The following is a 23,525-nucleotide window of genomic DNA, read 5'->3' as shown; positions in this document are numbered from 1 at the left end:
TTTCATTTTTGTAACGTATTTCCGGCGTCCCGGTGCTGAATGCGCCGGGCGCTTCCCTGTATATACGGTGACTGATTTTTGAAAACGCTGCCTGCCAGATTTGTGCGAAGGAGAGGAACACCTATGACAGAAGAAAAGCATTATATGACGGAGGAAGGCAAAGAGAAGCTTGAGAAGGAACTGGAGCTTTTGAAGACAGAAAGAAGAAAAGAAGTCGTTGAGCGCATTAAAGTCGCAAGAAGCTTCGGCGACCTTTCTGAGAACTCGGAGTACGATTCCGCTAAAGAAGAGCAGGCGTTTGTTGAAGGCCGCATTCAGCAGTTGGAATCCATGATCCGTAACGCTGAAATCATCGAAGAAGATACAAATACGTCTTCCGTTCAAGTTGGTAAAACCGTAAAGTTTAAAGAACTTCCTGACGGTGACGAAGAGGAGTATACGATTGTAGGCCGTGCGGAAGCAGACCCGCTGGAAGGCAAAATTTCTAACGATTCTCCAATGGCGAGAAGTCTTTTTGGTCGTGAGATTGGCGAGCAGGTTGTTGTTTCTACGCCCGGCGGAGATATGAAAGTCGAGATAATCAAGATTTACTGACTCACAGACCGGTCTGCCTGTTAAGGCGGCCGGTTTTCGTCTGTAAAGCGAAACTATGTAAAAATACCGTAAGAGAGCCGTAAAAGTCCTAAATATAGAAAAAAACCGCCGAATAGGAAGAAAGGTTATCGAATTATCTGCACGGATCATCTATAATAAAAGGAAAAGAGTGGGCGAAGGAGGAGTGTTTCAACGTGAGCAGTCAAATTCCGCAGCGTCAAAACGTGAAAAAGAAACAGCGAATGAACTCGATATTAAATATATCCATTGGACTTGTAGCACTGCTGATCGTCGTCGTAAGCGTCAGCCTGTTTACAGGCGGGACTGATGAAGCAGCCGAACAAGATGGAGCGTCCCAGGAAGTAGCCGACTCGGCTGACAACGGGGATATTAATCTTAATGGTGGCAGTGAAAACGGAAATAATGAGGAGAACGAGTCCATTAACATCGATCTCAACAACGATGAAAATGACAACGACGGCGATACGAACGAAGCCGGCAATAACAACGCTGACGAAAATGAAGCCGGCAATAACAATGAAGCGAATGTGAACGATGATAACAATGAGAATAACAGCAGCAACGAAAACAATGACCGCGGCGGAAACGAAGCGGATCTAACGGAAAATGATGATGCGTATAATACGGATCAGGAAGGCGACTGGGGTCCGATCGGGACCGTGCAGGAGGAGCCGTTTGAACCTGTTTTCGACCGCAGTCATGTGAACTGGGATGAAATGGTTCGCGCCATTGTGTATGCAGCTGACCTGCCAAATGACGAAGATGATTTGATTATCTGGAGACTGGAAAATGGGGGAAGCCCTCAGTCTGCAGTCGGTACGGTAAGCGAACGGGGTACAGATTACAGTAGCCCTTATCAAGTTGAACTTGAATGGGTGGAAAATGAAGGCTGGATGCCGGTCGATGTCTCAAGACTGTCTTCCAATCCGTACAACTAACATCTGAACCGGAGATGCATTAAGGCCGGGCGGCATTCGTATGCCGCCCGGCCTTTTAAGCGTTCGCTTGCGGTTGCCGAAACAGAGTCGGAAAGCTGCGGATCAGGTCTTTCGTTTCTTTTGTTTAAAATGTACCATCGCTGTAACGTAAGGTCTTCTGTCCTGCAGCTGCACGGTCTCATAGGAAACGTGATGAACCTCCAGCATAAGCGTGCTGTTAGCATCAATTTTTTGTTGAATAGCCGATTCAAGCGCGTTAAAATCCGCCTCCTGAAAAAATTCAATTTTATCATGGATCGATTCAGGTGTAATGAACATGATCGACTTCTCCTCTCTAGAGTGTATCCTACGTCATTATAATCGAAAACAGACAGAGGTGAAACGTGTTTATATGCGGATGCCTGCCAAGATGCAGTTGCTCCGCAGCCGGCGGTGCGTTAAGATAGAAAAAGTTGCAAAGAGAAACTGAAGGAGAGATCGGGATGCGAATAGGTGTAATTGGTGCGATGGAGGAAGAAGTAGAGCTTCTAAAGGAAGAAATGGGCGACTACAGTGAAACGCTCATCGCAGGATGTGAATTTTTTGAGGGAAAGCTGCGCGGCGTTGATGCGATTATCGGGAAATCCGGTATCGGAAAAGTGAATGCTGCGATCAGTACCACGCTGATGATTCAGCTGTTCTTTCCAGATTACATTATTAACACGGGTTCAGCTGGCGGCTTTCATAAAGAACTGAAGGTCGGCGATGTCGTTGTATCGACAGAAGTGCGCTACAACGATGTGGATGCAACCGTCTTTGGATACGAATTCGGTCAGGTTCCGCGCATGCCCGCTTTCTATATGCCGGATACAATGCTCGTCGAAACGGCGAAAGAGTGCGTCGAGGAGGCTGGTTCTCATGCGGTGGAAGGGCTAATCGTTTCAGGGGATTCCTTTATAAGCAGTGACGATCAGACGACACTAATCCGCAGTCGTTTTGCGGACCCTTATGCATCTGAAATGGAAGCTGGAGCTATTTCGCACGTATGCCATCAATTTGAAATCCCATTCGTCATTATCCGTGCGTTATCAGACATCGCAGGACAGGATGCACGAGTGTCCTATGATCAGTTTCTAGAAACAGCTTCAGTAAACTCGGCAAACATGGTGCTTTTAATGCTGGAGGATCTTCGACGAAAAGACAGTGCATCGTTATAAATAAGTGAAACAAACACAACGTGAGCCGACGATCAATCCATCGCCGGCTCACGTTGTCGTATGCGAAGCACTTCCACATATCAGCTTCTTCTACCTTTTATATCATCTTTTTGAGAGGATCCGCTTTTTTCAATTCATCGAGCGTATGCGTCAAAATACGGGCTGTAAGGCCCCAGATCGTATACTGCCGGTACTGATAAAAATGTTCCTGCACGCTTCCTTTTCCCCAAGGATACTGCCTCCCCTTCGGTATCAGGTGGTAAGGAAAATCTTCCGATGGCTCTACCGCAATATGAACGGGGTGAGTTTCCGGAGCAGTCGCCAGCAGGTGGCTCACTGGAACTGTAAACACTTCCGCCACTTCCTGTTCATTCGGCTGAATGGCCGCCTCCTCGTCAATGCGTCCAAAAAAAGGATAGATGATAGACCGCATCGGTGTAATCATATAGTCGAGCTCTCCATAGTAGGTGATCTGAGAAGGGAGTACTCCCGTTTCTTCAGCAAGCTCCCTTATCCCGGCTGCGGCAGGAGAGGGATCGGTGCTGTCTACTTTGCCACCGGGAAAACAGATCTCTCCCGGCTGAGGAACGTGCGAAGAGCGAACCTCGAATAAAAAGTGATCTTCTCCGGCCCGGCGGATGACAGGAACGAATACGGCATATTCACGGTATTGCTCAGCGTGCAGAATATCTGCTTTGCGCTCTTGAAAATACTGCTGCAGTCTGTCCAACGGATTCACTCCCTTTCCTGCTATAAGTTTACCATGCCGGGTAAATGAAAGAAAAACTTGGAACACTCGTTTGAGTAAGCTATACTATAAAAAATACGTAAGGAGGCGTGCATTCGTGAAACTGACTGTAAAAAAACCGGTATTTGGAGAAACAGCAAGCACATTTGTAAATCGTTTAGGGGAATATGAGGATACGGTTCTGATCCGCAAAGATCATTGGGTGATTGATGCTAAAAGTCTTCTCGGCGTGTTGGCGGTATCCCTGCAGCCTGGTGATGAAATCGAACTGGATTTTTCCGGTGAACCGGATCAGCAGGCAGTTCAGCAGTTCAAAGACCAAGGTATCTTTGAATAATTCGACAGTAGGTAAAAACCGTTCAAACGTATCCTGAACGGTCCACAGGCTTTTTATAAAGTGTTTTTTGAGCTTACTTTACAGTTGACTCTACTGTCTTCGACGGGACGGATTGAGAGTGTCAACCAAAGACGACTGATTACGTGAAAAAACGAACTGTCTGTTGAATCTCTTATCAGAGGTTCACGACAGTTCGTTTCTTTTGTGTCCAACGTGTTTACAGGGATCCTTCGTAATCGGGTTCAGAAGCCGGCATTAAAAAACTATTCCCCCGTGTGCATGCAAGTTTTTAAAGCTGCTCCTGAAACCAGTCCCGCAGATAAGTAAGCCGCTGACGACGGAGACGGGGATGACCGCTTCTCGACAGCTCGTGATTAGATTGCGGAAAACGGATGAATGATACAGGATGATTTCTCCGTTTCAAATGAATGTAAAGCTGTTCCGCCTGTTCCATAGGGCATCTCAAATCTTCTTCTCCGTGCATAATCAGCAGCGGAGTCTCAATATGTTCAGCATATTTCAGCGGAGAAATTCTCCAGAGTTCGTCAATTCCTTCCGGCGGCACCGTTCCGTGTTCCCAGTCTGTAAAAAAATAGCCGATGTCGCTCACACCATAAAAGCTGATCCAATTTGATATACATCGCAAAGTTGCGGCTGCGCGAAACCGGTTGGTATGAGAGACGATCCAGTTCGTCATAAAGCCCCCGTAGCTTCCTCCGGTAACGCCAAGCCTGCCAGTCTCAATATGAGGGAATTTAGACAAGGTCTCATCTGTGAACATCATCAGATCATCAAAATCTCCTCCTCCATAGTTCCCTCTTACAGCATTGACAAAACTCTGTCCGTATCCGTGGCTGCCGCGGGGATTCATAAAAAGAACGGACGTACCTTCTGCAGCAAGCACCTGCATTTCATGAAAGAATGTATTGCCATACATGGCATGCGGTCCGCCGTGGATATGGAGAAGTCCCCGGCCGTCAGCCTGTTCGGGAATAAGTACCCACCCTTGAAGCTGGAATCCGTCACGTTCAAATGTGAGTTCTTCGGGGGAGAGCAGCGCTGTCTGCTCTTTCCAGCCTTCCTGAAACGATGTGAGCTGGCTGAGTCGCTGCTCATTGACAATAAACAGTTCACCGGGACAGACTGGAGTACTGATGCCAGCGACCATCACTCCTGAATCCTTGTGAAAAGCGGCATCAAAAACGTGGTGATTACCTGTTGTCACATAATCGATTCTGCCTGAGAAGGAAACGTTTACGAGATTCACATTTCCCCAGGAAGATACCGGTACACACACTGCGTTCTGAGAGGTCCAGACAGGCCGCTGATCAGCAGCAGGTCCTCGTATATCTCCGATCATTGTATCGGTGAAAGACCGGTCCATAGAAGAGACGGTCGTAATCAGCTTCTCTTCCTTCATGTTGTAAAACGATACATGACTCTGCCCGGCTCCGCGGTGAGTTTGATCATGGCCTATGAGCGCTGCATGCACTTCGTCCGGAGAGAAGGAGGCGCTGTTGTATGATCCTTGAACGATGACACGAGTGCGACCGGATTTTCGGTCCAGAAGGTGAACGTCTGAGCCCTGAGTTCCGTCTCCTCGTTCATTTGCCACAAACAGCATTTGTGAACCGTCTGAGGACACGTCAAGTAGGGTCTTATCGACAGCAGAGTCTGTTAGTGCTGTCCATTTTCCAGTGAGAGGATCCATGGCCGCTAGCTGAGTATAACTTCCATCATGGAGACCTGCTTTATCTGATTTATAATCAAGCGTATCGACCTGCAGAGCGTTCGGCTTTTCGTCCGGTTCATCTGCTAGTTGCGTTACCGTCAGTATCAGTTCGCTGTCAGAAGCGGTCCAGCGCAGTGAACCGGCACCGGCGGAGAGAGTCTGGATTTCCTGAATACCTCCGCCGTCAGCCGCTATTTTACAGATGCGAGCTTGTTTTTCATCCGGATAACGATAAATAAAGGCGACCTGTTTCCCGTCCTGAGACCATACCGGAAAGGATACGGTTCCGGATCCGAATGTCCACTGAACGGCTTCCGGTTCTTCAAGCCGCTGTACAAAAAGCTGTGACGTGTAGCGGTCTTCCACCAGCTGCCTTCTGACGAATAACACACTTGCACCATCGGGGGAAAGCTGCGGATTCTCTAAAATTGATAGTCGGAATAAATCCTGAATGCCTGCGGGTTGCTTCATCCTACCACTCCTAAACGTATAAGCTACGTTCACTTTATCAAAAAGTGATTCGAATTGCGAAATATTTAGGGCATTGCCACCATGCAGACAGATGTGCTAAAGTTTTAGTGCAACCGTTTGCAAATTAAAACGGACGAACATATAAAGGGAGTGCTGATCACATGTCCGGAAATACACGCCGTTGGTGGAAGGAAAGCGTCGTTTATCAAATTTACCCTAGAAGCTTCAACGATTCAAATCAGGACGGTATTGGAGATATTCCCGGCATAACGGAAAAGCTCGATTATCTGAAAAAGCTTGGTGTTGATGTTATCTGGCTCAGCCCGGTGTACGACTCGCCAAATGATGATAATGGATATGATATTCGCAGTTACAGTAAAATCATGGATGAATTTGGAACGATGGAAGACTGGGAGATGCTTCTGCAAGAGATGCACAAGCGAGGGTTAAAGCTCGTGATGGATCTTGTCGTCAATCATACGTCGGACGAACATGCCTGGTTTGCAGAATCGCGATCTTCTGACGATAATCCGTACCGTGATTACTATATTTGGCGTGAGGGAAAGCAAGACGCTCCTCCAAACAACTGGGAATCCAACTTCAGCGGTTCTGCGTGGGAGTATGATGAGAAAACAGGAGAATACTACCTGCATCTTTTCTCTAAAAAACAGCCGGATTTAAATTGGGAAAATGAATCGTTGCGAAAAGACGTATACAGCATGATGAACATGTGGCTTGATAAAGGAGTAGACGGATTCCGCATGGACGTCATTAATTTCCTGTCCAAGGAACCTGGCCTTCCCGACAACCCGGATGCTGCTCCTGGTCAGCTCGCTTCAGGCGCCGAATTCTTTATGAACGGCCCGCGCATGCATGAATTCTTGCAGGAAATGCATGAAGAGGTCATGGCCGGACGTGACATCATGACAGTAGGTGAAATGCCTGGCGTCGATGAAGTACAGGCTGTCGATTACACAGCAGAAGAGCGAAGGGAACTGAATATGGTTTTCCAGTTTGAGCACGTGGATCTTGATTCCGGACCTGAAGGGAAATGGGATCTGCTGCCCTTCAACATGCCAACACTGCGTGAGAATCTTTCCAAATGGCAGTATGCGCTAATGGACAAGGGCTGGAACAGCCTGTATTTAAATAATCACGACCAGCCGCGTCTCGTTTCCAGATTTGGAGATGATCAGACTTACTGGTTCCAGTCTGCATCCATGCTTGCGATCATGCTGCATATGATGCGGGGAACGCCATATATTTATCAGGGTGAAGAGCTCGGGATGACCAATGTGCGCTTTGATTCCATTGAAGCATACGAAGATATTGAAACGCTGAATATGTATCAGGAAAAACGAGCAGCCGGTGTCTCACATGAAGCTCTAATGGAAAAAATATATGTGAAAGGACGGGACAACGCCCGGACTCCTATGCAGTGGGATGATACAACGAATGCAGGATTCACTGAAGGAACACCTTGGCTTGCTGTAAATCCAAATTATTCACGTATCAATGCCGCAAAGGCACTTGCGGATCCCGATTCCTTGTTTTACGTTTACCAGAAGCTGATCCAGCTTCGAAAAGAGTATGACGTGATCGTTTACGGGGATTTTGAACTAATCCATAAAGAAAGTGACACGATTTTCGCTTACAAACGTTGTCTTGACGATCATCAGCTTACTGTTTTCTGCAGCTTTTCCGACCAGGAATCAGAGCCGGTCGATACCGGGGAAGGAACCATACTCATCTCCAACTATAAACGGGATGCCGGCGGACGGATCACTCTGCAGCCATACGAAGCAGTCGTTGTTCTCTCGCACAGAAGCTGAGTGTTTGTCAGATGAGTGATTACCTGTTAAAATGCGTAAAGAATAATATAGTAAACGAGGTGAACGATTGTGCAAATCACAAACGAAGCGAAAACGTATATTGAGGAACTGATGAACGAACATCAAGCAGATAATATCAAAATCTTTGCTTCAGGCATGGGCTGAGGAGGCCCGCAGCTTGGACTGGCGCTGGATGCGCCGGCAGAAGACGATATTATTGAAGAAGTAAACGGCATTCAGGTTGCATTTGAAAAAATGGTGCATGAGCATACACGCGCGCTGGAGCTTGCGTATAAAGAAACGCAGGATGGCGGCGGTCTGGTTATGAACAATGGTGCAAGCGACTGCTGTTGATAAGAAGCGTCCCGGATTCATTCCGGGGCGTTTTATTTTGCGACCGCCTGCATTTTCAATTCCTGAAGATGATGACGAGTGCATCAGCAGCATAAATCGTGATAAAGTAGTGCTAGAAAAGCAGGAGGTGCCGTCATGAATCATGCATACAGAACGCTTGGAAAAGAAGGGCCGCAGCTTTCCCCGATTGGAATTGGCTGCTGGCAGTTTAGCCGCGGAGCGAATGCAGTAGGACGATACTGGGACGACGTCGGCGAGGAGGACATGCAGGCTATCGTCCGCGCGTCACTGGCCGGAGGCATCAACTGGTTTGATACCGCTGAGGTCTATGGGAACGGTGCATCTGAACGTGCGCTTGCAGATGCACTCGACCGTGAAGAGGCCTCTCTTGAGACAGTTTATATCGCTGACAAGTGGTGGCCTGCAGGACGAAAAGCCAGTTCCATAGAAAAAACGATTGGGGCGCGGCGCGATGCGCTGAATCAGCGCCCTATTGCACTGTATCAGATCCATCAGCCGTTTTCTTTTTCGTCAGCCGGTAAAGAGATGGAAGCAATGCTGGCGCTTAAACACCGTGGTGAGATTGGAGAAATAGGCGTATCAAATTTTAATGAAAAACGAATGCTCGAAGCGTATGATACACTTCATGCGGAAGGCGTACCGCTCGCATCCAATCAGATTAAGTACAGCCTTCTGGACAGAAGAGCTGAGCAAAACGGTCTGTTCGACACGTGCAGAGAGCTCGGTATTTCGGTGATCGCTTACTCCCCATTGGAGCAAGGGTTGTTAACAGGCAAGTATCATCAGGATCCGGATGCAATCAAGAAAAAACGAGGACCAAGAAAATGGATGGGTCGCTTCCGCAGCGGATACCTGGAAAAAACAAAGCCTTTAATGAACCTGCTTGAAGCAACAGCTGAACATCATGAGGCCACAGTCAGCCAGGTTGTCTTAAGCTGGATGGTTCATTATCACGGGGACCTGGTTTTTGCGATCCCGGGTGCTTCGTCTGAAAAACACGCAGCTGAGCATGCTGGAGCATTGAACGTAAGGTTGTCTGATAATGAAGCAGAACAGATTTCCAAAGCTTCATGGGACGTTCAGCTTTAATAATCAGTTTACAGATGCAGGAGGAATAAAACCGATGAAGTTAAAAGCAGTGAAATGTCACGGATCGAAAAATGATTTTGTTATCGTCGACGAATGGACGGAAGATCCGGAATTAACAGATGATATGCGGGAGCAGTTGGCAATTGCTGTAAGCGACAGGGAAGGGAAAATCGGCTCGGACGGCGTGTTGTTCATCCTTCCCGGTACCGGAACGGAAGCGCGTATGCGAATGCTGAACAGTGACGGAACCGAAGCAGAAATGTGCGGAAACGGACTTCGCTGTGCGGCACGCTATGTTCTGGAACATACCGGTTTGCAGCAAATTACTATAGAAACAATGAAAGCGCCGCTTGCTACAGGGGTGCAGGATCCTGTGTTTGAGCAAATTCCAACATATGAGGTGGCAATAAAGCCGGTATCTTTTCAGCCGGAAGAGGTGCCGGTGACAGCGGAGTCTGAGCTGCGTCTTGCGTCAATACCCGAGCTTCATCCGACAGCTCGCTTTACAGCCTTATCTGTCCCAAATCCGCACCTAGTAGCGATTGTTGATCATATCAATGACGAGGAAGTGGAAGCTTGCGGAAAGCGCGCTAATGAATTGAAAGAACTGCTTCCGAATGGAACCAACGTCAGCTTTGTAAAAGAGCTGGCAGACGGAAGTATTTTCGTTCGGACGTACGAAAGGGGAGTCGGTCTTACTAACGCCTGCGGCACGGCTATGTCTGCATCGGCCTTAGTCAGCTGTCTGGACGGCGGTCAGACAATCGGCTCGAAACTCACTGTCTATAATCCGGGCGGGTTGGTGCATGTTATCCCGGAACAGCACGGTGAAGCTTACGAAATGCGGCTGATCGGGAATGCCACATACGAATGGGAAGGCACGTTAAAGGTGGAAGAAGGTGATTTCCGACAGTTCCACCTGGAGGTTCATACTGTTTTTTCAGATGAGATAAAAGCATATGAACGGATGGAAGCATATGCACGTGACAAATCCGGCTCCTTGTGAGCAGCATATGTGTAAAGCAGTACCGTTAAACATATAAGCAGGTGACTCTGAAAAGAGAGCCTGCTTTTTTTCGTTAGGTGATGTCATGACAAGAATCAACCAGAATTGGTAGGGAGAATACAGAGTAAGTAATTGTGATTACAATCAAAGAGCACAGGGAGAATGAAGGCAGACTGGCTGAAGTCTAATCAAACGGGGCAGGAAGAAGCCTTTTCGTTTTCTATGACAAACTTTCCGTTTTTTATTGCTTATGTGTCCACGATTAAAAAAACACCGAAAAGGGAGCGTGTCCTCTTTTCGGTGCCGGCCCGGAGTCATACAAGTCAGCGTTTGTTCATTTCCGCTGGCTTAGGACCTTTACGGATCCCTCTGTCCAGGTTATTAATTATTTCTAGTTCATCGTCTGTTAATTCGAAGTCGAAAACGTCAATATTTTCCTTAATCCGGGAAGGAGTCACTGATTTAGGTATCACGATATTTCCCCGCTGCAAATGCCAGCGCAGAATAACCTGAGCGCCCGTCTTCTGATGATCCTCCGCGATATTCTGCACGACAGGATGATTTAATACCTCACCGCCCTGCATAAGCGGACTCCATGCTTCTACATAAATATCATTTGTATCACAGTAATTGCGCAGCTCCTCCTGGGCGAGGAACGGATGGCACTCTACCTGATTTAATACAGGAGTGACAGAACATTCCTGTTTAAGACGTTCTAAATGATCAATGTCAAAATTACAAACACCGATGGCTTTTACTTTTCCGCTTTCATATAAGGCTTCCAAAGCTTTGTACGTATCAACGTATTCATCAAACTCCGGCGTAGGCCAGTGAATCAGATATAAATCCACGTAATCAAGACCGAGCCGGTCAAGACTTGCTTCGAATGCGTTCATCGTGTTTTCGTAGCCTTGATCGGCATTCCACACTTTTGTCGTGATAAATAATTCTTCACGGGGGATCGATGTTTTAGCCAGAGCTTTTCCGACACCTGTTTCATTCTGGTAGATCATAGCCGTATCGATCGATCGATAACCGGCTTTCAGTGCGTTGGTTACGGCTGCCTCTGCTTCATCATCCGGTACCTGCCAGACACCAAATCCGAGCTGCGGCATGCGTGTTCCATTGTTGAGAGTGACAAATTCCATAACTCAATTCCCTCCTCGAGCAGAATGTTTTCAGTATAGCATAAACCGTATTCATAACCGGTCTAATAAGCACGAATGCTTCCGGGATATGGTACGATAGATACAGACTGAACAGGAGGTTGATCACATGATCTTTATCGATAATGAGAACATCCATGATCCAGGTTTAAATCTTGCGCTTGAGGAATATGCGCTGCAGACGCTTCCATCCGATGAAACGTACCTGCTTTTTTATGTGAACGAACCGTGTATCATTATTGGGAAAAACCAGAACACGCACCAGGAGATCAATAAAGCTTTTGTAGATGAGAATAACATTAAAGTGGTCCGCAGGCTTTCAGGCGGAGGAGCCGTTTATCAGGATCTGGGCAACTTAAGCTTCAGCTTTCTTACCAAAGACGACGGTGACAGCTTTTCCAACTACGCAAAATTTACAGAGCCGGTGATTCAAGCTTTAAAAAGTTTAGGAATTAACGCCGAGCTCAGCGGACGAAATGATATTCACGCCAACGGAAAAAAAATATCGGGCAACGCCCAGTATTCAACAAAAGGAAAGATGTTCAGCCACGGAACGCTGCTCGTGGATGTGCAGATGGAGAATATCGTGGACTCTTTACAGGTCAGTGAAGAAAAAATGAGGTCAAAAGGCATTAAATCCGTTCGTGCCAGGGTTGCAAACATTAATGAGCTAACAGAGCAGGAGATCGATGTGGAGAAGCTGAAGCAGCTTATTCTTAACCATATATTTGAGGGAGAAGACATTCCTACGCACCGGTTTTCTGAAGAAGACTGGGAAGCAATTAAAGCCCTTGCTGACAAGCGGTATAAAAACTGGGACTGGAACTATGGAACATCCCCTAAGTTCGATCTGGAGCGCTCCAGGCGTTTTGAAGGAGCCGGTACAGTCGATGTCCGGCTGAATGTATCAAAAGGTACGATTCAGGACATTAAAATATTCGGGGATTTTTTCGGAATTGGGGAAGTATCTGACCTGGAAGATAAACTGAAAGGCGTTAAATATGAAAAAAATGCTATCCTTGAGGCAGTAGGAGATGCGGATATGTCCTACTATTTCGGGCCAGTTCCGCGGGAAGGCTTTATTGAACTCATTTATTGATAAGCTTAAGAGGAGAAACGAAAAAGCATCCGGTCAGAAACTAATTCTGAGCGGATGCTTTTTACTATTCGCATAAAACAGCTCAGTTGTCGGAAACAGCTGCTGCAAGAGCTACGTGAACCATTTCATTGAATGTTTCCTGGCGTTCCTGGGACGACGTTTCTTCGCCGGTGATAATATGATCGCTTACTGTAAGGACAGACAGTGCCTGTACCTGGAACCGTGCAGCAATGGTGTACAGAGCTGAGCTCTCCATTTCTACAGCAAGCACCTGATGCTTGGCCAGGTTCGGAATCAGTGTTTCATCTTCGTTATAGAAAACGTCGCTCGTGAAGACGCTGCCGACTTTCACATTAAGACCCTGAGCCTGAGCTCCGTCATATGCCTTTTTCAAAAGGTCGAAATCAGCTGTCGGAGCGAAATCGACTCCTTTGAAATGATGCTGGTTCACGCCGGAGTTAGTCGCTGCGCTCATCGCAATAATAACGTCACGAACGTTAACGTCCTTTTGAATAGCTCCGCACGTACCTACGCGGATCAGTTTTTTAACATCGTAGCTGTTGATCAGCTCGTGCGCATAGATGGAAATGGAAGGAACGCCCATGCCAGTTCCCTGAACAGATACCCGCTCTCCTTTATAGGTACCTGTATAGCCGTACATGCCGCGGACATCATTATACTGCTTAACATCCTCTAAAAAATTTTCTGCGATATACTTGGCGCGCAGAGGATCTCCAGGAAGCAGGATGGCTTCTGCAATTTCTCCTTTTTGTGCCCCTATGTGTACACTCATTGAGTTCAGCCCTTTCGAGAAAAATATGGTTTACTAAACTATCTTATCAGATAGAGTAAGCAGCGGTAAACCTCATATGCCGGTATGGCCGGCTTTTATAAATGGAGCCAGCAGCTCGTCCTTTGTAAGAGACGGGTTTTCCAGCTTGCGCATTTCCGCTTCAAACAGCATATCTGAAAAAACAGGGCCAGGTCGAAATCCCGCTTCAATCAAATCTTTACCTTTTAGCGCATGCCGGGCATCAAGCCGGCGCCACACGTAGCGGGCGAGCGATGCCTCTTCACTGAATGCAGCAAAGGCGACAGCGGCCCAGTCAGGAATGTGGGAAGCAGCTGCGTGAGCATCTCGAAATGGAAGATGGTTTCCCTCTGTGTGGGTCCATAATGTCAGCCAGGCATCACAGGCCTTCTCCTCCTGTCTGTTCATCGCATATGAACGAATGCCGGCTATTGCTGCCGAGTCCGGTGCTGACATGAAAAGCATGACAGCGACCCACGCAGCTTCAGGAAAGACAACTCCACGGCTTTCAAAGATGTATCTGTACCGGTTCATCCGCCGCTGCCTGCGACGGACATCTGCAGGTTCATCCGGGCTGGCAAGAAGAATGTCCTGAAGCTGGAAGGAAAATAAGCGCTCCAGACCTTTTAAAGGGTCGCTCTGCGTAAACAGCCGGTACAGCTCTTCAGACAGTCGAAAGCGGCTGACGGAAGAAAGAAGCTGCTTGTTCTCCTCAGCAAGATACTTCGTCTGTGCTTCCATCTGAAAGCTGAAGCGGGTTTCAAAACGGACGGCTCGCAAAATTCTCGTCGGGTCTTCGACAAAACTGAGATTATATAAAATCCGGAGCTTGCGGTTGGATAAATCGTCAAGGCCGTTAAAATAGTCGGTCAGTTCTCCATAGCGAGCGTGATTGATTTGAACGGCAAGGGTGTTAATCGTAAAGTCCCGGCGGTACAAATCCTCCCGTATTGTAGAAAGCTCAACACGCGGCAGTGCTGCTGGAAAGTCATAGTACTCGGTGCGGGCACTCGTCAAATCGACTTTACTGCCTGAATCTGTCGTCCAGGTAGCCGTACGGAATGCCTGGTGAACTTTCAGACGGCCTCCGTAAGCTTCTGTAAGTGATTCGCCGAAGGAGGGCGCATCGCCTTCCAGAACAATGTCAAGGTCCTCATTTGCAATATTGAGAAACAAATCGCGCACGATTCCTCCAATGATAAATACGGGAATGTTCTGCTCATCAGCCACCTGCTGAATGCTTGTAATGAGGGTTAGCAGCTCAGGCGGAAACTGCTTCTCCATCGTTTTTGCAACCTGCCGCTTTACAGGGCCGCTGCTGCGGATGCTGGATGCAGAAGGCTGCCTTCCGTGCATTGCCTGAATAATATCCGAGCGGGATACAATCCCCACAGGGCGTCCATCTTCCAGTACAGGAAGTCTTCCGATTTGTTTTTCCATCATCGTTGTCCGGATTTGATCAAGCCGGACGGTTTTATCAATCCAGACCGGGTTTCGCTGCATAAATCCTTTTACTGGTGCATGACCTAGTTTGTGATGGAGGGCTTTATCGAGATCCCGGCGCGAAATAATGCCGGTGAGCCGGTCATCTTCGACGATAGGAAACCCGCTGTGTCCGTACCGGTAAATCATTTTCACCGCTGTCTCAACTGTCGTTTCAGGGGCGATAACTCTAACCGGTGATGACATTAAATCAGCCGCCGTCAATGCAGGAACGACTGCATCCGGAAGCTTACTCTTTATTTTTTCAGCTGCTTCTGCAGCTGACACCCCTTTAATCGATGCAGAGGCGGCCTGTGCATGACCGCCGCCGCCAAAATGGTCGACAAGCGCGCGAAAATCGACCTGTTCGGACTGGCCTCTGGTCGTAATAAACGTTTTGTTCCCCATTCCGCAAACTACCACGACGCCGTCAAGGCCGGTCACCTGCAGGAGCTTTTTGCAAATATGAGCGAGGTGGCCGGTATAATAATCCTGGTCGGAGGCGCTGATCATAATATCGATTCCGTCAATTGTGTGCTGCTCGCCATTCTCAAGGAGCTCCTGAAACAGACGCTGCTGATCGTGTGAGAGCGGTGTTTCTCGAAACTGGTCCACGACCTTCAAATTAGCTCCCGCACGAATGAAGTAGGCGCCAGCTTCCAAGTCGCGGGCGGTGGTTCCCGGAATAGTAAACGAGTCTGTATCCGAATAGAGTCCAAGTGCAAACACAGTCGCCTCCAAAGGGGATATAGGAATCGACCTTGCATGGATATGTTCAGCCAGAAGGGTCACACAGGCACCGACGGATTCGTTCTGCAACGAGCGTATATGTTGAAATGCTGCCGTTTCGTTTGTATGGTGATCGATGATGGTTATAGGAAGAGAAGCGGCCTCTTCCTCTGCCTGGCGGTCCAGATAAGATGCATCGACCAGAATCAGCTCTTCTGCACGGCTCCAGTCTACTTCGTGAATTTTCGTAAATGGAAAAATGTCTTTGTAGATGGTAATAAAATGCTCTACCTCGGAGGTCAGTCTGGAAGGGAGAACGGGCTCAGCCTCCGGGTAAAGCTTTTTGGCAGCAATGAGTGAGGCGAGCGCATCAAAATCAAGATTGTTGTGCGACATGATTAACTGCATGAGGAACTCCTTTCTTCAGAAGCGTGTCTGATCATTCTCTGCTACAATAAGAATAGCATACGAACCCTCTGGAGTGATGATGATGAATAAACAACTTTATACAGCAATGCTGGAGCTGACACATAATCCGCTTTATGCGAAGGTGCTTCAGTCATTTGTACGATCGCGTGCCAGCAGCCTGCTGATTCCTGGTTTTATTAAGACGTTTCAGGTCGACATGGCTGATTACTTAGAAGACCCTGGTTCATACCGGTCACTGCAGGAGTTTTTTACACGTCATACGCTGGAAGGAACCCGGCCGGTGACAATGCTTGAAAAAACGATTGCAAGCCCCGTAGACGGCGTGCTTACTGCAAGCGGAAGTTTGAGAGGGGATGGACATTTCTACGTGAAAGGGGTCCGTCACAGCCTTGAGACAATGCTTGCTGTTACAGGAGCCGGAGAGCGCTATCAAAACGGCAGTTTTGCCGTCTTCTATCTTTCACCAAAAGAGTATCACCGCATACATGCACCCTCTTCAGGGCGTGTACTGAAACGCTGGGCTGCAGGTGAATACTCCGAACCTGTAAACGATATGGCGTTTCTGCTCGGAAGGACGCCGCTGGCTGACAACTACAGGCTGATGACGGAAATGGAGGGAGAGGCCGGGCGCTTTATCACCGCCAAAGTAGGAGCTCTGAACGTTAACAGCGTAATGCCATCCAGCCTTCAGGACTCGTTCGAGAAAGGGGAGGAGATGGCCGCCTTCGGCTTTGGATCAAGCGTCGTTCTTCTTTACGACCGGCCGGATGTCAGGTGGAAAAAGGAAGCCGGCACCTTCGTGCGGCAGGGAGAGGCAATAGCCGTGGAAGGGCAATCTTAATTTGTCCGCGTCATAAAAGAAAAAGGGGCAGCCGCATTCGTTGCGGCTGCCCCTTGCAGAGTGTTGATAAAGTCATTTTAAGTGAATAATGTTGCATCTGCCTGTATCTGCGGACACTCGCTTTCCGGAGGGAACGGCCTCAGCTAACCGATTCCTCCTGCTGTCGGAATCGCTGGATCTTCGCCTCGTTCTGATCCTCCCGGAGTCGAGTTCCTTCGACGTCGGCAGCTGGCAGTACGGTTCATATGTGTGGTTAGGCCTGCACGATCGGCTTCCACACAGATTGAACCTTCCCTATGCGACGTTTCGATGTTGAATAGGGATGCCAATTCTTCCTACAATTCAGTATAAAAGGTAAAAAAAGCGGTCGCACCTGCCTGTCGTGACGTTGTTCTCCATGAATCAGAGCCGTTTCCCCGATGTGTCCGGCGGGGACGCCCGTGGGATCAGCGCAGTCTGAAGATCCAGTGCCGTTCAGATCTGCGAACGGCATCAACGCACGAGCGGAGCCGGACTGGGTCTTGAAGGCTTCTCGCGAGAAGCCTGTGTCCGAGTGAAGCCGTGCCTTTCTTCCCTTCATACAGGGTCACCCTGAGAAATAGCTGAAGGCCAGCCCACGGCAAGCTTCCGCTGGTAAGCAGAGGGGAAATACAATCAAACGAATAAATATGTAAGTTGAAAGACTTTTTCAACAGCCTGAAAGGGGCAGCCGCATTCGTTGCGGCTGCCCCTTGTTTACGATAAGGTTATTCTGCTTTTTCTGCTTCGCTGCGGGCTTTCTTAAGATCATCCTGTTCTGTCTGTTTTGACAGCGGCACCCCTGTTAAATAAGCAGCTCTTGAAATCATAAATGCGCCTACAGGAGCTGTCAGGAATACGAATATAATTCCCAGCAGCACTTTCCCGACGAAGATGTCGTGCATGACGAGAAAGTAAAGGAAGGTGCCGGTCAGGATCCCGATTACACCAAGCGTTGCACTTTTTGTTGCGGCATGCAGCCGGCCGTATACATCAGGGAAACGAAGAATCCCGATTGAGCCAAGAAAGCTCAGCAGACCACCTGTCAGGAGGAGAATACTAACGAGAACTTCCATTACGATCAACGACAACCCCTCCTTCCAGGAATTTAGCGAAGGAAACGGTACTGATAAATGCGAGGATCGCGATAATCAGCAGTGCCTCCGCATATAGAATCGTCTGCTGGACCATCATGATCAGACCAATAAAGCCAATTAAGTTCAGCCCGATCGTATCAAGCGCTACGACCCTGTCTGCCATACAAGGACCTTTGACAAGACGGATGACGCAGAGAAGGATAGAAACTGCCAGAAGCACAAGCGTAATCTGCGCGGTGATCTGTATCATTACTGCGTCACCTCCAGAATCGCTTTTTCGAATGATTCGTGAATTTCCCGGATGGCCTTTTCTTTGTCAGGCACGTTAATGGCATGAATGTAAAGGATATCCCCGTCCTCCGAAAAATCCATTGTTAACGTACCTGGAGTAAGGGAGATCAAATTCGCTAAAAGCGTTTTTTCCCAATCTGTTTTTAATTCAGTAGGGACTGCAATGATTCCCGGAGTTATATCCATTTTAGGTCTGAGAATAATTTTGATCAAATCCCAGTTAGCTTCGATTAGCTTATAAGCAAACAGAAGCAGAAGCTTTATAAATGCGTACACTCTCCTGAAGTAAAAGTCAAAGCGGAGGAAGCGTCTTAAAAAGAAGAGCATTCCAAGACCAACAATGTACCCAAATACGAAATGAACGATCGTAAAGGAGTTCTGAAGCAGCATCCAGATAAACGCAATGACAATGTTTAATAAAATTTGAAATTGCATAGTCTATTCCCCCAGTACGGCGTCAATATAGATTGACGGATCGAGGATCTGGTCGGCCGTAAGTTGTATGAATGTGAACACCGGTTCTGCGAAAAGTCCCATGGCAATCGTAAGCACGATAAATGGAACAATCGGCATCAGAAGCGGAGCAAGTTTAATATGGCTGTAGTCGGAACGCTGCAATGATGGAGACCCCCAAAATACATAAATGAAAATTTTCATCATAGAAAAGAGGGTGAACACTCCGACAATCAGAGCTACAGCAACAATGACATACATTTCAGCTTCAAGGCCGGAAAGCACCAGCGCGAATTTACTGAAAAATCCGCTGAGCGGCGGAATGCCGGCGATGGAGACGGCTGAAATAAAGAACAGCCAGGCGAGAGCAGGATGCGTTTTTAAAAGACCGCTCATTTCTTTTAAGTTATTGGTGCCGGTTATTTTCTGCGTAGCACCCGCAAACATAAACAATGCTGATTTAACGACCACGTTGTGTGCGATATGGTAAATCGCACCTGCCACTGCAAGCGGCGTAAAAATGGCAAGACCCATAATCATATAGCCGATCTGACTGATAATGTGATAGGTCAAAATCATCTTAAAGTTAAACTGAGCGACGGCTGCAAGTACCCCCAGCACCATCGTCAGGGCGGCAAGCACCAGCAGAACTGTATGCGTAAATGAGATATCGTGTACAAAAATCAGCGTAAATGTCCGGAAAATAGCATAGACACCGACCTTCGTAAGCAGTCCTCCAAAAAGGGCTGCAATCGCAGCGGGCGGGCCGTAATACGATTGAGGCAGCCAGAAATAGAGCGGAAACAGTGCGCCTTTTATACCGAAAACAATCAAGAGCATAATGGCGGCTGTGTTAACGACGCCGGTCTGACCAATCTCTTCAATTTGCTGGGCAATGTGCGCCAAATTGAGCGTGCCTGTCAACCCGTATATATATGCAAGAGCTGCCAGAAACATCATCGATGCAAAGATGTTAATGACAACATACTTGTAAGATTCCCGCAGCTGAAACTTCGTTCCTCCTGTAACGATGAGTATAAAAGAGGAAATTAGCATAACTTCGAAAAACACGAACAGGTTAAACAGGTCACCGGTTAGAAAGGAACCGTTTACGCCCGTTAAAAGGAAAAAATAGAACGGATAGAAAAAGTATTTCTCACGTTCTTTGGTAATGGTCTGAAAAGCGAAAAACAAGCAGGTAACACCCGTTATACTGCTTAACAGGACCATCAGCGATGCAAATAAATCCCCGACCAGCACGATTCCGAAAGGTGCTGGCCAATTACCAAGCTCTACGGTCAGTATGCCGTCCTGATAGACGGAATATACGAGCAGCACAGATGCTGCGAGCATAACGAGCATCACTACAGCACTGGATATACGCTGGAGCTTAGGGAAGTGGCGAAACAAAATGAGTACGGCTCCGGCAATAAATGGAATAAGAACCGGGAGCAGGACGATATTATTCATCGGCATTACCTCTCAATTCTTCTAAATCCTCTGTGCCGTGCTCTTTATACGTACGATATGCGAGAACGAGTAAAAATGCGGTCACTCCAAAGCTGATAACGATCGCTGTCAGTATGACAGCCTGCGGAAGCGGATCTGTATAAGCTTCCGCATTTTCTGTTAGCAGCGGCGGGGCACCTGTTTCCAGACCTGAAAGAGTCAGGATCAGCAGGTGAACACCGTGTGACAGCATGACAACCCCGAACGCAACCCTCAGAAGGCTGCGTGTCATAAATAAATACGTAGCGACGGCAATGATTATTCCAGATGTAAAGATCATTAGTATTTCCATTACGAAACATCCTCTGCAATCGAAATAATCGTTAACAGGGCAACTGCTACAACAACGAGCAGAATCCCCAAATCAAAAGGAAGGGCGGTTGTCAGCTCCACTTCCCCAACAAACGGAATCTGATAATATTCAAAATACTGCGTTAAAAACGGATCTCCAAACAGATAACTGTTCAGCCCCGTAACAATGGCCAGAAGAAGCCCGATTGCGATAATAGCTGTGTAGTCGAAAGGGAGAACCCGGTTGATCCGTTCGGCATCAAATGTGACATACAGCAGGATCAACGCTCCGGCCATCATCAATCCGCCTATAAAACCTCCACCGGGAGCATTGTGTCCGGCAAAAAACAAATAGACAGAAAAGGAGAGGACGATGAAGGAGACGATCCTAGTTATCGTATGGAGCATTAAAAAGTTCGTTTTCATACGTCTTCATCTCCTTTCAGGCGATGCTTAATCAAGGTGACGATACCTAAAGCGGCGATTCCAAGTACAAGAACTTCAAGCAGCGTATCCAGCCCCCGGAAATCGACAAGTATAACGTTTACCATGTTATAGCCGCCTGCGAGAGGCACAGAATTTTCAATAAAGAAATCTGAAATTGGTGTAATATCACTCTCAGCGCGCAGTGCGTGTACGGACAAACCTGTCAGTATAACGAAGATACCAACTGCACCGGAAACCAACGCTTTTACTGTTGTTGTGAGCGGAGCCTTCTTTTCTTTCGTTATTTCCGGCATGTGTCTGAACACGAGCAGGAACAGTACAACCATTACAGTTTCTACGAGAAGCTGAGTGAGTGCCAGATCCGGTGCGCGGAAAATGACAAACAGCAGTGCTACTAAAAACCCGATTACGCCAAGAAGCACTAAGTTCGTTATTCGCTTATGCACAAACGGCAGTACCAGTGTAGAAGCAATAAGACCGCCGATTACAAGAATAGCGTAGCCTGGAATTCCGCCTTGACCTTCCAGGTTAATATCCAGAGAATTGTAGCGGAAGAATGTGTACATACCGAGACCTACAATGAAAACACTCATATAGAGCATGTAGTCTCGTAGACGACCGGTCATATGAAAGTTTGTGACGTTCTGAGACTGAACGACAAGCTGATCAAGACCGAAATCATATGCACGATTCAACGGATCACGCTCACGCTGGAAGAAGGCAGCTTCCGCCCACTTTTTCAAGTTTAAAGCGATAGCCAGACCGAACAGCACAACAGCAACGGTCATCAGCAGCTCTGTGTTAATACCGTGCCAGTGATAAATATTCACATAAAACTGTTCGCCTACCGGTGTAATACCAGGCAGGATAGCCTGCATTGCCGGTTCAATCAGCGTATAGCCAAGTAAGTTCGGGAAAAGTCCGAACAAAATGACGAGCGATCCTAAAATGATCGGAGAAATAAGCAGTCCGGCAGGCGCTTCGTGTACTTCTTTCTCATAATTTTCCGGTTTGAACTCGCCAGTAAAAGTTCTTGTAAACATCATCATGCTGTAAACAAAGGTAAAGACGCTGGCAATCCATGCCACAATAGGAATGAAAACACCGAGTGTTTCCAGGTTGAAAATGTCCAGGGAGGCGACGTTCAGCGTAGCCGTAAAGAACATTTCCTTACTTAGAAAACCGTTAAATGGCGGCAGCCCGGCCATCGCGGCCAAACCAACAAGCGAGACGGTGAAGGTTACCGGCATGATTGCCATCAGGCCTCCGAGACGCTTTACATCTCTCGTGCCTGTTTCATGATCGATGATCCCGACTGCCATAAAGAGGGCGCCTTTGAATGTAGCGTGATTAATTAAGTGAAAGACAGCAGCCATCGTTGCTGTATAATACATCGTTTCTGTTTCAATGAAATCGTAATGCAGTGCTGCAGCTCCCATGCCCAGCAGTGCCATAATCAAACCGAGTTGACTGACGGTTGAAAAAGCGAGAATGCCTTTCAAATCAGTTTGACGTACTGCAGAGATAGAGCCCCACAATAAAGTCGTCAGACCGAATATAACTAAAATCCAGAACCATTCAGCCGTCAGGCCGAACACAGGAGTGAGTCTGGCTACAAGATAAATACCTGCCTTCACCATTGTGGCTGAGTGCAAATAGGCACTGACTGGAGTCGGAGCTTCCATCGCATCAGGAAGCCAGATGTGGAATGGAAACTGGGCAGACTTTGTAAATGCTCCGAGCAGTATTAACAGCATGGCAGGCAGGATGAGCGGATCCTGCACAATCGCGTCAGCCTGGCTGATGATTTCCTGAATGCTGAATGTGTTTCCTGCGATGATGTACAGCAATGCGAAACCTGCCAGCATAGCAAATCCGCCGCTCACCGTAATCAGCATAGACTTCTGCGCACCGTAGCGTGATTTCTCCTTATGGAACCAGTAGGCAATTAATAAGGAAGAAGACAGGCTCGTGAGCTCCCAGAATACGTATAGCACAATCAGATTGTCGGAGAGAACGACACCAAGCATAGCCCCCATGAACATTAGCAGATAAACGTAAAAATTATTGAGAGGTTCATCAGGCTTATTTGCAATATAGAAAATAGAATAGAGGACGACAAGCGTACCGATCCCAGTGATCAGCAGCGCAAACAGCATGCTCAATCCGTCTAAATATACAGTAAAATTAATCCCCAGAGAGGGAACCCACTGAACGGTATGCTCGACTGCCTCCATTCCTCCTCCACCGAAGGGAATGTATGTAGCCACGTAAATAAACAGAATCAGCGGCAGCGGCAGAAGGAACCATCCTGTGTGTATACTGCGGAATTTGTAATAAAGAAATGGCAGGAAGATTGCCATAACAAATGGCGCAAGTACAACGAAATGTAACAATGACAAGTGAGGTACCTCCCTTATAAAAATAATATTCATACTAAAATGTGTATACCAGCTCACAATCCTTATCGATTATAATATAAAATAAACGCTGGTGCATTAATTCAAGTCTACCTTTAAGGAT

Annotated in this window: 24 protein-coding genes; 9 read left to right on the top strand and 15 right to left on the bottom strand. The window is 47.5% G+C overall.

Translation table 11 applies throughout. The features are described from left to right. Nucleotides 1–123 precede the first annotated feature (123 nt). Together greA and HCN83_RS02960 are read left to right on the top strand one after the other, a co-directional pair. Nucleotides 124–594 carry a transcription elongation factor GreA gene (gene greA, locus HCN83_RS02965; RefSeq protein ID WP_168004836.1) on the top strand — a complete coding sequence of 157 codons (471 nt, stop codon included), beginning with the start codon at nt 124–126 and terminating at the stop codon, nt 592–594. A 194-nt stretch (nt 595–788) separates the two neighbouring features. After that, nucleotides 789–1,553 (top strand): YrrS family protein, encoded by a 765-nt coding sequence (locus HCN83_RS02960; RefSeq protein ID WP_343033641.1) that lies wholly within the window; start codon nt 789–791, stop codon nt 1,551–1,553. 102 nt (nt 1,554–1,655) lie between these two features. Here the strand turns inward: HCN83_RS02960 and HCN83_RS02955 are convergent, their stop codons facing one another. Continuing rightward, nucleotides 1,656–1,871, bottom strand: coding sequence for a DUF2536 family protein (locus HCN83_RS02955; RefSeq protein ID WP_168004835.1), 216 nt, complete (start codon nt 1,869–1,871; stop codon nt 1,656–1,658). A 164-nt stretch (nt 1,872–2,035) separates the two neighbouring features. Between HCN83_RS02955 and mtnN the strand changes: the two genes are divergently transcribed. Continuing rightward, nucleotides 2,036–2,749 carry a 5'-methylthioadenosine/S-adenosylhomocysteine nucleosidase gene (gene mtnN / locus HCN83_RS02950; RefSeq protein ID WP_168004834.1) on the top strand — a complete coding sequence of 238 codons (714 nt, stop codon included), beginning with the start codon at nt 2,036–2,038 and terminating at the stop codon, nt 2,747–2,749. 97 nt (nt 2,750–2,846) lie between these two features. Here the strand turns inward: mtnN and HCN83_RS02945 are convergent, their stop codons facing one another. Then, nucleotides 2,847–3,488 carry an NUDIX domain-containing protein gene (locus tag HCN83_RS02945; RefSeq protein ID WP_168004833.1) on the bottom strand — a complete coding sequence of 214 codons (642 nt, stop codon included), beginning with the start codon at nt 3,486–3,488 and terminating at the stop codon, nt 2,847–2,849. Between the two features lie 106 nt (nt 3,489–3,594). On the opposite strand from HCN83_RS02945, the gene HCN83_RS02940 reads away from it, so the two are divergent. Continuing rightward, entirely contained in the window at nt 3,595–3,834 is a 240-nt protein-coding gene (locus HCN83_RS02940; RefSeq protein ID WP_168004832.1) for an HPr family phosphocarrier protein, read from the top strand. 289 nt (nt 3,835–4,123) lie between these two features. Here HCN83_RS02940 and HCN83_RS02935 read toward each other — a convergent pair whose 3' ends face one another. Then, a complete protein-coding gene (locus HCN83_RS02935; RefSeq protein ID WP_168004831.1) occupies nt 4,124–6,037 on the bottom strand; it encodes a S9 family peptidase in 1,914 nt (637 codons plus the stop codon). Nucleotides 6,038–6,198: 161 nt separating this feature from the next. Between HCN83_RS02935 and HCN83_RS02930 the strand changes: the two genes are divergently transcribed. Further along, the gene (locus HCN83_RS02930) at nt 6,199–7,869 is read left to right on the top strand and encodes a glycoside hydrolase family 13 protein (protein WP_168004830.1); all 1,671 of its coding nucleotides are present in this window, start codon (nt 6,199–6,201) and stop codon (nt 7,867–7,869) included. A gap of 150 nt (nt 7,870–8,019) precedes the next feature. Here HCN83_RS02930 and HCN83_RS02925 read toward each other — a convergent pair whose 3' ends face one another. After that, complete coding sequence (locus tag HCN83_RS02925; protein ID WP_168004829.1) at nt 8,020–8,367, bottom strand: hypothetical protein; 348 nt, start codon at nt 8,365–8,367, stop codon at nt 8,020–8,022. On the opposite strand from HCN83_RS02925, the gene HCN83_RS02920 reads away from it, so the two are divergent. Both HCN83_RS02920 and dapF read left to right on the top strand, forming a co-directional pair. Beyond that, complete coding sequence (locus HCN83_RS02920; RefSeq protein ID WP_168004828.1) at nt 8,359–9,333, top strand: aldo/keto reductase; 975 nt, start codon at nt 8,359–8,361, stop codon at nt 9,331–9,333. The two genes, HCN83_RS02925 and HCN83_RS02920, sit on opposite strands and share 9 nt — an antisense overlap. A 34-nt stretch (nt 9,334–9,367) precedes the next feature. After that, entirely contained in the window at nt 9,368–10,339 is a 972-nt protein-coding gene (dapF, locus tag HCN83_RS02915; protein WP_168004827.1) for a diaminopimelate epimerase, read from the top strand. 323 nt (nt 10,340–10,662) lie between these two features. Here the strand turns inward: dapF and HCN83_RS02910 are convergent, their stop codons facing one another. After that, complete coding sequence (locus HCN83_RS02910) at nt 10,663–11,487, bottom strand: aldo/keto reductase (RefSeq protein WP_168004826.1); 825 nt, start codon at nt 11,485–11,487, stop codon at nt 10,663–10,665. Between the two features lie 127 nt (nt 11,488–11,614). Between HCN83_RS02910 and HCN83_RS02905 the strand changes: the two genes are divergently transcribed. Next, nucleotides 11,615–12,604, top strand: coding sequence for a lipoate--protein ligase (locus HCN83_RS02905; protein WP_168004825.1), 990 nt, complete (start codon nt 11,615–11,617; stop codon nt 12,602–12,604). Nucleotides 12,605–12,686: 82 nt separating this feature from the next. Here HCN83_RS02905 and deoD read toward each other — a convergent pair whose 3' ends face one another. Together deoD and HCN83_RS02895 are read right to left on the bottom strand one after the other, a co-directional pair. After that, nucleotides 12,687–13,397 (bottom strand): purine-nucleoside phosphorylase, encoded by a 711-nt coding sequence (deoD, locus tag HCN83_RS02900; RefSeq protein ID WP_168004824.1) that lies wholly within the window; start codon nt 13,395–13,397, stop codon nt 12,687–12,689. Between the two features lie 72 nt (nt 13,398–13,469). Beyond that, nucleotides 13,470–16,034, bottom strand: coding sequence for a CBS domain-containing protein (locus HCN83_RS02895; RefSeq protein WP_168004823.1), 2,565 nt, complete (start codon nt 16,032–16,034; stop codon nt 13,470–13,472). An 82-nt stretch (nt 16,035–16,116) separates the two neighbouring features. Between HCN83_RS02895 and HCN83_RS02890 the strand changes: the two genes are divergently transcribed. After that, nucleotides 16,117–16,896 (top strand): phosphatidylserine decarboxylase, encoded by a 780-nt coding sequence (locus HCN83_RS02890; RefSeq protein WP_168004822.1) that lies wholly within the window; start codon nt 16,117–16,119, stop codon nt 16,894–16,896. Nucleotides 16,897–17,149: 253 nt separating this feature from the next. Here the strand turns inward: HCN83_RS02890 and HCN83_RS02885 are convergent, their stop codons facing one another. The 8 genes from HCN83_RS02885 to HCN83_RS02850 form a co-directional block, all read right to left on the bottom strand. Next, nucleotides 17,150–17,389 carry a hypothetical protein gene (locus tag HCN83_RS02885; protein ID WP_168004821.1) on the bottom strand — a complete coding sequence of 80 codons (240 nt, stop codon included), beginning with the start codon at nt 17,387–17,389 and terminating at the stop codon, nt 17,150–17,152. 253 nt (nt 17,390–17,642) lie between these two features. After that, nucleotides 17,643–17,999: a monovalent cation/H(+) antiporter subunit G gene (mnhG, locus tag HCN83_RS02880; protein WP_246238075.1), complete on the bottom strand. Its 357-nt coding sequence runs from the start codon at nt 17,997–17,999 to the stop codon at nt 17,643–17,645. After that, complete coding sequence (locus HCN83_RS02875; protein ID WP_168004820.1) at nt 17,974–18,261, bottom strand: Na(+)/H(+) antiporter subunit F1; 288 nt, start codon at nt 18,259–18,261, stop codon at nt 17,974–17,976. Before HCN83_RS02875 ends, mnhG begins: the two co-directional genes overlap by 26 nt. Beyond that, nucleotides 18,261–18,737, bottom strand: coding sequence for a Na+/H+ antiporter subunit E (locus tag HCN83_RS02870; RefSeq protein ID WP_168004819.1), 477 nt, complete (start codon nt 18,735–18,737; stop codon nt 18,261–18,263). Before HCN83_RS02870 ends, HCN83_RS02875 begins: the two co-directional genes overlap by 1 nt. Before the next feature lie 3 nt (nt 18,738–18,740). Then, nucleotides 18,741–20,225 carry a Na+/H+ antiporter subunit D gene (locus HCN83_RS02865; protein ID WP_168004818.1) on the bottom strand — a complete coding sequence of 495 codons (1,485 nt, stop codon included), beginning with the start codon at nt 20,223–20,225 and terminating at the stop codon, nt 18,741–18,743. Then, nucleotides 20,218–20,556, bottom strand: coding sequence for a Na(+)/H(+) antiporter subunit C (locus HCN83_RS02860; protein ID WP_168004817.1), 339 nt, complete (start codon nt 20,554–20,556; stop codon nt 20,218–20,220). The genes HCN83_RS02865 and HCN83_RS02860 overlap by 8 nt, the downstream gene beginning before the upstream one ends. Further along, nucleotides 20,556–20,981 carry a Na(+)/H(+) antiporter subunit B gene (locus tag HCN83_RS02855; protein ID WP_168004816.1) on the bottom strand — a complete coding sequence of 142 codons (426 nt, stop codon included), beginning with the start codon at nt 20,979–20,981 and terminating at the stop codon, nt 20,556–20,558. The genes HCN83_RS02860 and HCN83_RS02855 overlap by 1 nt, the downstream gene beginning before the upstream one ends. Further along, nucleotides 20,978–23,404: a Na+/H+ antiporter subunit A gene (locus HCN83_RS02850; RefSeq protein ID WP_168004815.1), complete on the bottom strand. Its 2,427-nt coding sequence runs from the start codon at nt 23,402–23,404 to the stop codon at nt 20,978–20,980. The genes HCN83_RS02855 and HCN83_RS02850 overlap by 4 nt, the downstream gene beginning before the upstream one ends. Between the last annotated feature and the right edge of the window lie 121 nt (nt 23,405–23,525).

The sequence above is a fragment of the Alkalicoccus luteus genome (assembly GCF_012034335.1).
Lineage (GTDB): Bacteria > Bacillota > Bacilli > Bacillales > Salisediminibacteriaceae > Alkalicoccus > Alkalicoccus luteus_A.
Note: the sequence above shows the minus strand (reverse complement) of the source record. Positions and strands in the feature narration are given on the sequence as shown.

Excerpts from the sequence above, each read along its gene's own strand:
- HCN83_RS02875 (WP_168004820.1), bottom strand. The coding sequence starts at position 18,261 with ATGATACAGATCACCGCGCAGATTACGCTTGTGCTTCTGGCAGTTTCT.
- HCN83_RS02860 (WP_168004817.1), bottom strand. The coding sequence starts at position 20,556 with ATGGAAATACTAATGATCTTTACATCTGGAATAATCATTGCCGTCGCT.
- HCN83_RS02925 (WP_168004829.1), bottom strand. The coding sequence starts at position 8,367 with ATGATTCATGACGGCACCTCCTGCTTTTCTAGCACTACTTTATCACGA.
- HCN83_RS02890 (WP_168004822.1), top strand. The coding sequence starts at position 16,117 with ATGAATAAACAACTTTATACAGCAATGCTGGAGCTGACACATAATCCG.
- HCN83_RS02885 (WP_168004821.1), bottom strand. The coding sequence starts at position 17,389 with ATGCCGTTCGCAGATCTGAACGGCACTGGATCTTCAGACTGCGCTGAT.
- HCN83_RS02865 (WP_168004818.1), bottom strand. The coding sequence starts at position 20,225 with ATGAATAATATCGTCCTGCTCCCGGTTCTTATTCCATTTATTGCCGGA.
- HCN83_RS02920 (WP_168004828.1), top strand. The coding sequence starts at position 8,359 with ATGAATCATGCATACAGAACGCTTGGAAAAGAAGGGCCGCAGCTTTCC.
- HCN83_RS02855 (WP_168004816.1), bottom strand. The coding sequence starts at position 20,981 with ATGAAAACGAACTTTTTAATGCTCCATACGATAACTAGGATCGTCTCC.
- HCN83_RS02955 (WP_168004835.1), bottom strand. The coding sequence starts at position 1,871 with ATGTTCATTACACCTGAATCGATCCATGATAAAATTGAATTTTTTCAG.
- dapF (WP_168004827.1), top strand. The coding sequence starts at position 9,368 with ATGAAGTTAAAAGCAGTGAAATGTCACGGATCGAAAAATGATTTTGTT.
- HCN83_RS02935 (WP_168004831.1), bottom strand. The coding sequence starts at position 6,037 with ATGAAGCAACCCGCAGGCATTCAGGATTTATTCCGACTATCAATTTTA.
- HCN83_RS02870 (WP_168004819.1), bottom strand. The coding sequence starts at position 18,737 with ATGCAATTTCAAATTTTATTAAACATTGTCATTGCGTTTATCTGGATG.
- HCN83_RS02895 (WP_168004823.1), bottom strand. The coding sequence starts at position 16,034 with ATGCAGTTAATCATGTCGCACAACAATCTTGATTTTGATGCGCTCGCC.
- HCN83_RS02910 (WP_168004826.1), bottom strand. The coding sequence starts at position 11,487 with ATGGAATTTGTCACTCTCAACAATGGAACACGCATGCCGCAGCTCGGA.
- mtnN (WP_168004834.1), top strand. The coding sequence starts at position 2,036 with ATGCGAATAGGTGTAATTGGTGCGATGGAGGAAGAAGTAGAGCTTCTA.
- greA (WP_168004836.1), top strand. The coding sequence starts at position 124 with ATGACAGAAGAAAAGCATTATATGACGGAGGAAGGCAAAGAGAAGCTT.
- HCN83_RS02930 (WP_168004830.1), top strand. The coding sequence starts at position 6,199 with ATGTCCGGAAATACACGCCGTTGGTGGAAGGAAAGCGTCGTTTATCAA.
- HCN83_RS02905 (WP_168004825.1), top strand. The coding sequence starts at position 11,615 with ATGATCTTTATCGATAATGAGAACATCCATGATCCAGGTTTAAATCTT.
- deoD (WP_168004824.1), bottom strand. The coding sequence starts at position 13,397 with ATGAGTGTACACATAGGGGCACAAAAAGGAGAAATTGCAGAAGCCATC.